Below are 11,376 nucleotides of genomic sequence, written 5' to 3'. Positions count from 1 at the left end.
GGCGGGGAGATCAGGTCACCGTCAGTGACGCTCTGTTCGTGCGAGAAGTCCAGTGGTTCATGAGAGACGGCTACACTCCAAAGCGGACATTGGTGCGAGGTGCAGCGAATGACGGCTTGGAGCCCAATGTGTCACATGCTGCAAGGGTCCCGAACGTCTGGTTCTCAGAAGCGATGCCTGCGCGGGGTGACGCTTCAGCTTGCCGCTCGGTGACAGCGCGCACGCATTCAACTACGCTCTCTCTTGGGAAGGGGGCAAATCATGCAGAATGAACGATCGATAGCGAGCTTCATTGTACTGACGTTCGCAATATCCTGGGCGTTCTTCATTCCAACTTTTCTTACATGGATTGGAGTAACGACACCGATTGGCGGTGACGGATACAATGGGTTCGCGAGTTTCGCTTCTACCTTTGGTCCACTGATCGCCGCGCTATTTTTGCTTGGCCGAAAGGGGGGGTGGCAAGCGGCCTGGGCGTTGATCAAGAGTGGTTTCGATTTTCGCATGAAACCACTTGTTCTCGTCGCCGCATTCTTGCTGCCAATCGCACTCGCTGGGTTGGCGGTGGCTCTGGTTTCTGTGAGCGGTATAGACGAATTGCCCGGAAGCATGGTTCCTCAAGACTTGGGATACCCGGCAATAATCTGGCTAATTCCGGCCTTTCTATCGATGATGGTATTTGGAGGCGGCCAAGAGGAATTCGGCTGGCGCGGCTATGCACAACGTCCAATGCAGACGCGCTTGGGATTTGTCTGGGGAAGCCTTTTGCTCGGCGCGATCTGGGGGCTGTGGCATTTGCCTCTCTGGATCATGCCTGGAGACCCGCACATCTACATCCCGTTCACGGTGTTCGTGATCTTCACCATGGCGTTCTCAGTCCAGATGCTTTGGTTGTTTGAGCTCTCGGGCTACAGGCTCTCCGTGCCATGGATTATGCACGGCGTTCAGAACACAGTGCTTGTGGTTCTGCCCGTCTACCGCCTCGATGCCGACGGCCCACAAACTGGGCTCTATCTTTACGTCGTGCTGAATATCGTTGTAGCCGCTTTGATGACGTTTGCTCGGAAGCGACGCTGATACGGGCTCACCAGAAGCGGACCTTCCAAGGATTGCTCGCGACGGCAGCTTCGTCCCGCGAAGCAGTCATTCAGCAAAAGCGCAGAGAATGACTGTTTTGAGCCCATTTCGATCATCTGGGGCGCCACCATGAATGTCCCCCAAGGAGAGGGGGAGAAACCCTCAACTCGGAGTTAGAAGGCACAATCCTGCTTGCTCAGAGGTCGTCTAGCGGTTTCCGGGCTACGTCATGTTGGTGAACCGGTGTTTCGCAAAGGCAGTACTTCATGGAATTTGCCGCTCGCAGTGAACTCGGGAAGTGCTTCGCCTGTCCCCACGGAGACATCATCCAGCCCGTTGTCGCGAAAAACCCGTTTCACGGACGCGATTACCTCTTGAAAGACAGGCCCTTCCGCCGCGCCCTCGGCCAGTTGTATGCGAAGCTCGAAATCCCGCTCGCCGGTCTGGACCAGCTGGATACGCTGAGCCTGATCGTGCTCAAGATCGAAGACAAGCGGAGACAGCGTCACTTCGCCAACACGAACAAGCGTCGCCTGACGTCCCTCTACCTGAATACTGCGAAACGGCGACCCGCAGCCGCACGGGGCCTCGTCGAACCGGACACAGTCGCCGAGATCATAGCGGATAAACGGCTGAACTTCATTGGCTAGGACAGTCAGCAGAACGGTCGTCGATAACGTGCCGTCCGGCACAGGCTGCATCGCTTCGTCGACTGCTTCGAGGATGACCCAGTCCTCGTTCACATGCTTCCGCCCGTGACTACACTCGAACGAAAGCGCCAGGCACTCAGTGCACCCATAAGGATCGGCAATTCCGTATTTCAGCGATGGGAAGGCCCCCCTGACCATTTCGCGCAGATCATCTGTCAGTGTTTCGCCTCCGCTGGTAAAAAGCACAGGGTCAATCCGCAGCCGCCCAGCCTGCTTTTCCCGTGCCAGAATGGCCAGCACGCTGGGGTAAGTCACGATCCAGGCGACGTTCCCAATCGCATTCAGTCTGTCAACGAGTTGATCAATCGGTTGCTCGGCTTCAACGAAGGTTACCCCAAACCCCTTCGCCAATTTTGGGTTCAACCGTTGCACAAGCTTATTGAACCCGTTTCCAGCGAAGTGACCATTCCCACCAGTGATCGTTACCCTGTCGCCAATCTTGCGGACGTCTCGCACAAGCTTCCGATGATATCGTTCAAAGCGTGCCAGCATGATGCCAAAAGCATATTCCACGAACGATTCAGACAACACGATGACCGCAGGTTCACCCGATGTCCCGGATGTCTGAAAAACGGCAACATCGTCGATTGGCACACCCACCTTTCCAAGGTCCCTCAAATGTTCGCGCGCCTTGTCGAGCGGAAGGGAACGGATTGTAAGCCAGTCATCGAACTCCGCCATAAGCTCTGGTTTGCGAGTCACCGGTAAGTCGCCGAGTTCGATTTCGTCTGATGGTGGCAGAACTTCATAAAGTCGACGAAACAGTGGGGAGTCGCGTCGCACCCTTTCCACAAGCCGCCGTAGATTGCGAAGTTGTTTTGTTTCAACTCGCCTGCGTCCGCCCCAACCTGTCCACAGACCGCCGACCATATACCCCAATGCTCTGGGAAGACTGAAATGCATACCGATTGCCCAATCTCATCAAAGTTGTCCCGCTTCGAGGACCTTTTTCATTGGAGATCACACTGTCGCGTTCCGCCAAATGACGAATGTCAAACACGATTGTCGCGCAGGCATTTGGCGACGCCGCCAAAAGGCAAGCGGACACATGGGCATTGGCACCGAAGGTCGGCTCCGTCCGCAAGGCGGTCATTGGTGTAAAGCGCAGCGAATGACCGCTCAGAGCCCAAAGCGGGCATGGCCTAAAAATGAGGACCATTGAGAAATATCGACGGTAGTGCCTATCCGGTCCAGCAACATTAGAGCCGTAGAGCGCGCAGCGCGCACCCAGCCCCTTTAGGTTTTATGAGTTTCTCTAGAAACAGCGTCGGATAGTCATTGCAGTATACGCAGCCGCTATCTGGTTGTCAGAATCTGGGTGGGCGGAGGGTCATGCAGATCATCAAATAGTTTCTCAAAAGCAATGGCTTAATGCTAGTCATGGTCCAAACCAGATTTCAACGGGGTTCATTTCGGCATCGATGACAAACGAAGTCATTCTACTGACCAGCGTACTAGGACATATTGCCCTTCAGTTGTCGTTCGTGGCTCGGGCGCTTCTACGCCCGCATCGCGAGGCATCTTCGCGTGCGGCCTGGGTACTCGTCATCCTTACTATTCCTACGATTGGAATGATCGCCTACGTGCTCTTTGGTGAAACGAGCATTGGGCGGAAACGTCTTGAGAAATACCACCTGATTACTGGTCGCGTACGCAAGGAAGCGGCGGCAGACCTGTTCGAGGGTCAGTTCGACGAAGTGGAGGGAAGGTATAGGCACCTCTTTAGCTTGGGGCAGTCAGTCAACGGTCTTGGTCCGTTGGGTGGCAGTCGAGGACGGCTCATGGAAGACACCAACGAAGCGTTTCGTTGTTTGGTGGCCGACATCGACGCCGCACAAGAGTCGGTTCATCTGCTATTCTACATCTGGCTCGACGACACGAACGGACTCAAGGTCGCGGAAGCTGCGCAAAGAGCGGCCCGCCGCGGAGTAACCGTTCGCGTGATGGCCGACGATATTGGTTCTCGGAAGTTCATTCGGTCGACACATTGGCAGGCCATGAAGGAGGCCGGCGTCAAAACAGAGCGAGCGCTCCCGGTTAGCCGACTGATACTGCACCCAGTCCGTGGAAGGGTCGATCTTCGAAACCACCGCAAGATTGCAGTAGTAGACAATGCTGTCGCCTATTGTGGCAGTCCAAATTGTGCTGATCCGGAATTCCGGATCAAACCTAGTTTCGCGCCTTGGGTAGACCAGATGGTCAGATTTGAAGGTCCGGTAGCTATCCAGACACAATATCTGTTTGTCGAGGACTGGATGGCGCATACCGACGAGGATATCCTAGATTATGTCCGCGAAATTTCTTTGCCTAAGGGAGGCGGAAGTATCGTTACACAGGCGATCGGTACGGGGCCGACGATCCGGAACTCGGCAATGCCGGAAGTCTTCGAGGTCCTCATTCATGCGGCCCGGGAAAAACTCTTGATCACGACGCCCTATTACGTCCCATCCGATGCGATGCATGACGCTCTTTGCCTGACAGCGCGGCGAGGCGTGCGAACGGTATTAATGCTACCGGCAAGAAATGATTCCTGGATTGTTGCAGCAGCCAGCCGGAGCTACTACCGAGATTTGACCGAAGCGGGGGTTCAGATCTACGAGTATCCGAATGGCCTTTTGCATGCGAAGATCCTTACCCTCGACGGAGAGGTGGCGTTGATTGGATCCGCCAATCTCGACCGTCGGAGTTTCGAATTGAACTACGAGAACAATGTACTTCTGCAGGACCGCGAGCTCACTTCAAGCCTCGAAGCAAGACAAGAAAGCTACATTGCGGCATCGCGGCTAATTGGGACGGAAGAGATTGCAGGGTGGAGCCGCCCTCGAAAACTTTGGAACAACGCTGTGGGTATGTTGGGTCCAGTACTGTGATGGAATCCTAACGCACCACGTACACGGACATAGGGGCGTGGGAAGCGACGTAACCCGCATTCGATGAAAAGATGTGATCTTTAAGACCGGGCAAGTGGCTCGCCATCACTATCAGATCACAATCAGCTTCTTTGGCGGCTTTTATGATATCCGCGCCAACATTCAAATGCAGGTCGCCGCGCAGTGCGACATGGTCGTTGGCTTTGATGTGATATTGCTTGGCTTGAGCGGCCACGAAGTCTTTGAGGCGCACTGCCATCCGGTCACCTTCGGTACGTACAGACATGGTCGGAACAGCGTCCACGACATCGACATAGACTACTTCAGCGTGGTTCGCCTGTGCAGTTTGACCCGCGAGATTGAGCGCCTTTGAGAGCCTTTCGACGTTATCTAAATCAACGGGAACAAGGATTTTTGTATACATTGGACTTCCCTTTCTAGCGTTTGGTGATGCTAGCAATACTGGCCCTAGCGAACGTTGATCCCTGTCAATTGGGCGGGAGCACGTCCGCTTCGTCCGCATAGCAGACCTTCGCTGTGAGGCGCATCAAGGTCCGCTTTGCGGACATAGCAGCCTTCGCCCTGAAGCAATGTTGTCGTTCATTGCCCTGGCGCCAGAGTTTTTTGGATATGCAGCCGGAGCCCAGGTAATGTCTCAACATTTTTCAAAAGCCGCATTCTTGCAAAGTATCTTGGGTCGTAACGCCAACAAGCGAAAGATGTAGCTGCCTGAGCTTTGGCAAACAAAGCTTGCTCAATTGGGGCTGAGGGTCTACGTCGAACGAGTTAAGTTATCTTTTTCGAGAATCTGCTCCTTACGGCTCAGTGTCGCGATCTAGCACTGACATAGCCGACCTGCCACATTCCGTGGGCAGCAATAAGGAGATCTACGATGGCCAATGGCACCGTAAAATGGTTCAATTCTGCAAAAGGTTTTGGGTTTATAGCCCCTGAAGGCGGCAGCAAGGATGTGTTTGTGCACATCTCAGCGGTCGAGCAAGCTGGTCTGACCGGCTTGAATGACGATCAAAAAGTTACCTTCGATATTGAGTCCGGCCGCGATGGTCGCGAAAACGCAGCCAATCTAGCATTGGCTTGAGGCCGTTCCCTGTAGGGGACCAATCTGACAGACACTGGCGGGCGGATCGGAGACGATGCGCCCGATTTCGAAGTCCGATGCGGGGGCTTAAGCTATTCGTACTCAGTGTATTGTGCAGCGCCTTTCAATTTCGTTCGGAATCACGCCAGACGATCGCGAAGAGAGCGCCACCAATGCTTTGCATCATTTTATCATGTGCGGGTTGGAATCCCAATGGGCTGATCCGGAGACTGCTCGAGAGGTCGCCGCATCGATGCGGCGTGCGCGCGCCCTGATCCCTGCACCATTCAAATGTGAGCCAAAAGATAAATGAAGAAGACTGATCGAGATCGACTAGACGTGCGCCTCAAGAACGCGTCTGAAGCCAAACAGAATAGGCTTGAGAGTTTCCAAAAAGCAGCGGATGACCCGGAGAGACTGGTAAAGCGCGCCAGAAGAGATGAAGCAGCCGCCGCCCGCGACGCTAAGCAACAGGCCAAGGCGGCATCGTTGCTGCAGGAAAAAGAAGAGCGCGAGCGCCAGCAAGCTGAGGATGCCAAGCGCGAGGAAAAGCAAGCCGCCGTACGAGAAGCGGCCCTTGAAGCGGAACTTGCCGAGACTGCCAAACAAGCCCTGGCGCAAACGGCAAACCGGGAAGCGGAGCGCAAGGCAGAACGGGACCGACGCTATGCTGCGAGGCGAAACCGGAAACGCTGACCAGATCCAAGTAGTTGCTTTTGGTCAAGCAAAGTTCGTCAATTTGGGCTCAAAACAGTCACTCGCTGCGCTTTACCTGAATGATTACAATGCGGGACGAACTTGTCATTCATGCAACCTGCACAAGAGATCTGCGTGATGCGGTCGTTCTGTTGAAATACCGGGCTGCCGTAACCATGTAATAAGCACGGTCCGGAACCGCCGGACCTAATTGACGCAACTGTCTCGAAGGCCAGTCGCTCAGATCTTTTTCGAAAATCGTGCCTTTTGCCAAACCGCTCAAGCCAGTGACTTGGCCATCACGATCGATCTTCGAAACCACCACCGCGAAAGGACAACTTATGGGCGTTTCGTCCCCAAAAAAGCAGTTTGATTTGAAAGAGTTTCTGGCCACGCCGGGCAAGCCCCGGCCTTCGCGAAACACTTGGAAGCGGACTGCAATGCCGCCTTCGAAGCCGGTTTCGCCCCACTAGCCCGCATCATCTGCGAATTCGTGATGGGAAAAGGCAACAAAACACGTGGGAACAGGGAAGTAAAAAAGCCAAAGCAGGAGAAGCCTAGGACGCTGGCAACAGCCAATTCCGGTGCAAAAACGCCGGTCTCTTTGGGCGAGAGAAAAGGCAAATAAGCCGACATGCGGGGAGCAAGGGCCGTTCGACCGCTCAACGGCTGTTTTGGGCTCGGAGCAGCCATTCGCTGCAGGAGGCACCAACGACTGCTAAGCGGACCAAGCGGACCTTCTCAAGTTGCGATTGAAGGTCCGCTGGCGATTTTCTTTTTTGTTGCCAATCTCAACCCAAAAGCAAAATATCGGAACCGCCCGCACTGCGGCGCAAGGCGTGCACATCTTCCAACTGTGCGTCATTCGCCCAAGCCAATGCAGCGGCCTTGTTTGGAAAGCTCAAGAGTGCTGCCGTATCTGGCTTGTCTGGAGCTCCGTCCAAAACGGTGAAGTCTTTGGTGGCACTTTCCACTTTTCCGCCGTGTTTCGCGAGCGCTGCTCCTGCCACTTCGCGATATTGTCCAAGTGCCGCGGGGTCGTTCACGGTCAGCTTTGCGTATGCGTAAATCATGATGACATCCTTTTGTTCTCTGACATCAGAAAGTAATCCGTTGCTATGCATGCGAAAACGCGTGATTTTGCATAAGTTACATGCGAAAACGCTCGTATGGCATTGATTTGGGATGACTTGCGAACAGTCCTGATGTTGGTGCGCCATCAAACACTTGCTGGCGCCGCCAATGCGTTGGAGGTGAACTACACAACAGTAGCACGCCGCGTTCGACGGGCAGAGAGTACACTCGGTCAGATCCTTTTCGAGCGCTTGGCAGATGGGTATCAGCCGACCGAGATCGCCAAAGTGGTTGCATCCCACGCCGAAAAAATGGAGACGTCTGAATTCGATCTGCGGCGCTATCTACAAGGCGCGGACACCGAGCTGTCCGGAACTTTCACGATTACTGCGCCTCAGCTTCTGATTTCGAGTTTTCTAGCGCCCGTGTTGGATGACTTTGACCAAGCGCACCCAAATATCGAACTGCGCGTTCTGGCGACCAATGACATCCTGGACTTAACCCGGCTTGAGGCCGACCTCGCCATTCGTATCAGCAGAAATCCGGGGGATACCCTGAAGGGCCTAAGACTGCTTGAACAGGAGACAGCCAGTTTTGCGAGCCCGCGTCTGGCTGATCATATCCGATCCCATCCCACTGAAATGATCGATTGGATTGTTTATGATGCTTTCCCGAACGTACCCAAAGGCACCAGCCCCATGTTCCCAAACAATCGCGTGCGTTTCCGCTTCGACGATATGGTCGCTATGCTGGGAGCCGCGCAGGCAGGACTTGGTGTCCTACGCGTGCCGTTGTTTCTTGGGCGCACTACTTCAGGATTAGAGATAGTTCCAGTGCTTCCACCGCAACCATACTCTGATATTTGGGTGGTGGGACACCCGGACGTCTGGACGTCAAAAAAGGCACAGGCTTTTCGTGAGGTGCTGATTGCTCATAGTAAGTGGTCACGTAGTATCTTCACTAGCCAAGCAGACTGATCAACGTCCCTAGAGCAGCCTTTGGCCGCAGTGCAGAGCTTCGGGACTTTGGGCTCGTGTCGGGCTTTCGCTGCTTTGCCTACCAATGGCCGCTGCACACAGTACGATGCACTTTTAATTTTCTGACGGGCATCTTAATCGCTTGGCGTCATATCGAATGGCACGATACACTTTACGGCCCCACTCTGAATATACCTTTGGACCGGGGTGGAAGCCGTCGGGGCTCATCTGCGCGATATCAGGCTCAAAATCCATCTCGACAAATCTGCATCCTGTACGATCCGCCACTAGTTTGCGCAGTGCACAATCAAATCGCCTCGCCTGCGCGCCCAACACCCATCTGAGCGGTTGCGGCAGTAGCGGAAAATATCGAATGGGGGGAATGCCCGATACGCAGATCACCTCGGCCTGAAACTTAGACTCTGCAAGTTCCAGCAAGGTTGAAAATTGCCGCAGCCAAACTGCTAGAGGCACGCGCGTTGTGATATCGTTGACGCCAAGTGAAACCGAAACGATGTCAAACTTTTGATTTGGGCTCTCTCGTAAACGGGCGATCGTATCTGCAGTTGTTGCACCGGTTTTGGCATCAACTGCCCAATAGACCGTGTTTGTTTGCGATAGCCTTTTGCGCATTTGGCCCGCTAGCGCTTCTTCCTGATGCGACGTGCCCACACCCACAGCAGAACTATCGCCTATGATCAACAAGCTCATGTTTGGTCCTCGCCCGCTGACGCCACGGCGATGACCGGCTGGATCAGCCAAGCGCAACGCGGATCGTCGCACAAAGGCACCTTGAATAACCAGCACCGGAAATAACAGAATTTGGGCCGCGACGTCCAACATCTCAGGCTCCACCACAACAGAGTTCACTTGCGTCTCTATGCGACGCGATATTTTTGTGAGTCTCTGAATTCTTCAAATTCCTCTCCTTTCGCGAAAGGAGGCTATCAGGCCAGTTATTCTAGACCCGCTTGCACAAAGACCGATTGACGAAAATCAATGGCATTTGTGCTTTGCCAAACGCAGAAATTTGGGGGCCGAACGAGAGCATCTTTGCGCCTGGTTGAATGACAGCCTTGGCCTAGACCGGCCGACCGCTGAATTCGAGAGCGGGGTCCGCTTTGGGCTCAAAAGAGTCATTCGCTGCAGTGTTCACCAATGACTGCCTTGCGGGACGGAACGGACGTTGAAATTTCTCGATTGGCCAAGAACTTGACAGTTAATTGAACCAAACGAAGTAGGCGAAAAAACCCCTCTCAAAGATGTCGAACATAGTCTCGGCGGTCTGAGCTGAGACCATCTCACCTTTCTCAAGGTAGGGAATTACCGCCGCCCCTTGTGCGATCATTACCGGGTCAAACGTTCCCGGATCTTCGAACATGAGCCGCACGTTGACGCCTTTATCTAAGAAACGCCAATGGGCAATTAACTTGCGACCCTCAAGTACATCTTCGGCTGTTTCAAGAAACCTGTGCCAACCTTCAACAACCTCCTGACTAACTCGCATTCTTGGAAACCTTGGAGTTTGTCTGGGGGAAGGCAACCACTCGTACTTGTCGTCGCTTTCTTGGAGCACGCGCCGCCAGTTCTCTCTGCTTAGATCAATCATCGTCAATAGATGTATACGAGAATTTTCCATCCGGCTTTCGTCGACGATTGGCCAATCGAAACGGTGAATGAACGCAACGATGTCGGCAATGCCCCCATATTCCAAGAAATTCTCCGCCCGGCGATACTCCGTTCCGTATTCTTCGTCCCATTTCGCCCATTCGCGACCTTGGGGCGTGCGTTCCCAAGTCTCGCGACTGGGCTTGTTTGGGTCACCCCAACGATAGGACCTAGTGGCCTCCCAGTAGCTAGTAGGGGGCTCATGCTGTTCCAAAAATATCAAGGCGTCTGTGGCTGACCTGCGAATGTCAGAGGACTTCAGTTCGGAGTCTGGAAATAGGAAGTGGAATGTTTCGTCAAAGGTTTGGTGCCAATCGTGCGCCAGCAGAAATTCGGTCATTGCTCTCAAAAGATGAGTATAGCCACGGAGCCAAGGAGCATCGCTTTGGTCAAGATCAAACAAAAGACCGTCGGCAGGAGCTCTCATTTGAGAAACCGCTGAGAACAGAGTGACTAAGTGCTCATTCGGCCCAACCTGACCATCACCATCCAAGTCGAGTGAAACGGCGCCAAAGTCCAATGCAAAGTCAAATTCTTCAGGGCCAATGCCCGCGAGAGTCATGTCAGCCAAGGAAAGGTCGTCACCAAATCTTTCTAGGAGATCGCGCAACCCACTATATGTTACCGGCTGTGGGTCTGGGTTTGCAGGCACCGGAACTCTCAGGAATGGAAGATCCGCAAGGTCCATCCACATCCCGGTTGAAAAGGCATTACCCAGACCAAACGCATGGAACCCATTTCCCAATCGCTCGATTGCGTATAGGAATTGAGCAGTTCCGAGCGCAAACTTGGCTTTTTGAGAATTCTCAACTCGAACCCAGTTCTCGGCGAGCACCAGTGCATCTTTTGTGCGACCTACTTCGAGTAGATCGCCAAACTCTTCCTCGGTTCCTGCTGCCGCCGGAGCACTGACGAAAAACGCCATGACGAAAATCGCTGCCGCGTGTCGACCAAGATTCATAGACATAAAACCCTTTCCGTGAGACCTAAATCGGCTGTAGCATAGATCAAAACGCCGTAGTTGACGTGGCTCAATCCCCCTTCATTCGATCACTGAAATCCATTTAGAATGGGTCCACTAATGGGATGTACCGGCTGCTTCACCCAGCAGGTTAGGCTTGGCCTATACTGCAAAAAGGAGAAGTAGCATGGCGAAGAATGACTTTGATGAGCTGATGTCAGTTGGCGTTGATATCGGCAAAGAC

12 protein-coding genes are annotated in these 11,376 nt (G+C 53.7%); 7 read left to right on the top strand and 5 right to left on the bottom strand.

The window, feature by feature from the left end:
- Positions 1-272 (top strand): hypothetical protein (locus BOA8489_RS20645; RefSeq protein WP_217897978.1); only part of this gene is annotated, 272 nt, incomplete at its 5' end.
- On the top strand, positions 262-1,077 hold the full coding sequence (locus BOA8489_RS19435; RefSeq protein WP_093975972.1) for a CPBP family intramembrane glutamic endopeptidase: 816 nt from the start codon (positions 262-264) through the stop codon (positions 1,075-1,077). The genes BOA8489_RS20645 and BOA8489_RS19435, both read left to right, overlap by 11 nt.
- A gap of 227 nt (positions 1,078-1,304) precedes the next feature.
- On the opposite strand, the gene BOA8489_RS19430 is transcribed toward BOA8489_RS19435, so the two are convergent.
- A complete protein-coding gene (locus BOA8489_RS19430) occupies positions 1,305-2,489 on the bottom strand; it encodes a phenylacetate--CoA ligase family protein (RefSeq protein ID WP_245814001.1) in 1,185 nt (394 codons plus the stop codon).
- A gap of 287 nt (positions 2,490-2,776) precedes the next feature.
- Here BOA8489_RS19430 and BOA8489_RS20975 point away from each other — a divergent pair, with 287 nt between their 5' ends.
- Both BOA8489_RS20975 and cls read left to right on the top strand, forming a co-directional pair.
- Positions 2,777-2,902 carry a hypothetical protein gene (locus BOA8489_RS20975; protein ID WP_281256214.1) on the top strand — a complete coding sequence of 42 codons (126 nt, stop codon included), beginning with the start codon at positions 2,777-2,779 and terminating at the stop codon, positions 2,900-2,902.
- Between the two features lie 306 nt (positions 2,903-3,208).
- Entirely contained in the window at positions 3,209-4,657 is a 1,449-nt protein-coding gene (cls, locus tag BOA8489_RS19425; protein ID WP_093975971.1) for a cardiolipin synthase, read from the top strand.
- A gap of 7 nt (positions 4,658-4,664) precedes the next feature.
- Here cls and BOA8489_RS19420 read toward each other — a convergent pair whose 3' ends face one another.
- Positions 4,665-5,081, bottom strand: coding sequence for a universal stress protein (locus BOA8489_RS19420; protein ID WP_176440386.1), 417 nt, complete (start codon positions 5,079-5,081; stop codon positions 4,665-4,667).
- A gap of 468 nt (positions 5,082-5,549) precedes the next feature.
- On the opposite strand from BOA8489_RS19420, the gene BOA8489_RS19415 reads away from it, so the two are divergent.
- Positions 5,550-5,756 carry a cold-shock protein gene (locus tag BOA8489_RS19415; RefSeq protein WP_093975969.1) on the top strand — a complete coding sequence of 69 codons (207 nt, stop codon included), beginning with the start codon at positions 5,550-5,552 and terminating at the stop codon, positions 5,754-5,756.
- A gap of 309 nt (positions 5,757-6,065) precedes the next feature.
- A complete protein-coding gene (locus BOA8489_RS19410; protein ID WP_093975968.1) occupies positions 6,066-6,452 on the top strand; it encodes a DUF6481 family protein in 387 nt (128 codons plus the stop codon).
- A 791-nt stretch (positions 6,453-7,243) separates the two neighbouring features.
- Here the strand turns inward: BOA8489_RS19410 and BOA8489_RS19395 are convergent.
- On the bottom strand, positions 7,244-7,525 hold the full coding sequence (locus BOA8489_RS19395; RefSeq protein ID WP_093975974.1) for a DUF1330 domain-containing protein: 282 nt from the start codon (positions 7,523-7,525) through the stop codon (positions 7,244-7,246).
- 96 nt (positions 7,526-7,621) lie between these two features.
- Between BOA8489_RS19395 and BOA8489_RS19390 the strand changes: the two genes are divergently transcribed.
- Positions 7,622-8,503, top strand: a complete 882-nt coding sequence (locus tag BOA8489_RS19390; RefSeq protein WP_176440385.1) for a LysR family transcriptional regulator — start codon at positions 7,622-7,624, stop codon at positions 8,501-8,503.
- A gap of 114 nt (positions 8,504-8,617) precedes the next feature.
- Here BOA8489_RS19390 and BOA8489_RS19385 read toward each other — a convergent pair whose 3' ends face one another.
- Together BOA8489_RS19385 and BOA8489_RS19380 are read right to left on the bottom strand one after the other, a co-directional pair.
- Positions 8,618-9,346 carry an SGNH/GDSL hydrolase family protein gene (locus BOA8489_RS19385; protein ID WP_141138344.1) on the bottom strand — a complete coding sequence of 243 codons (729 nt, stop codon included), beginning with the start codon at positions 9,344-9,346 and terminating at the stop codon, positions 8,618-8,620.
- A 376-nt stretch (positions 9,347-9,722) separates the two neighbouring features.
- Entirely contained in the window at positions 9,723-11,138 is a 1,416-nt protein-coding gene (locus BOA8489_RS19380; RefSeq protein WP_093975964.1) for a hypothetical protein, read from the bottom strand.
- Positions 11,139-11,376 lie beyond the last annotated feature (238 nt).

The sequence above is a fragment of the Boseongicola aestuarii genome (assembly GCF_900184815.1).
Lineage (GTDB): Bacteria > Pseudomonadota > Alphaproteobacteria > Rhodobacterales > Rhodobacteraceae > Boseongicola > Boseongicola aestuarii.
Note: the sequence above shows the minus strand (reverse complement) of the source record. Positions and strands in the feature narration are given on the sequence as shown.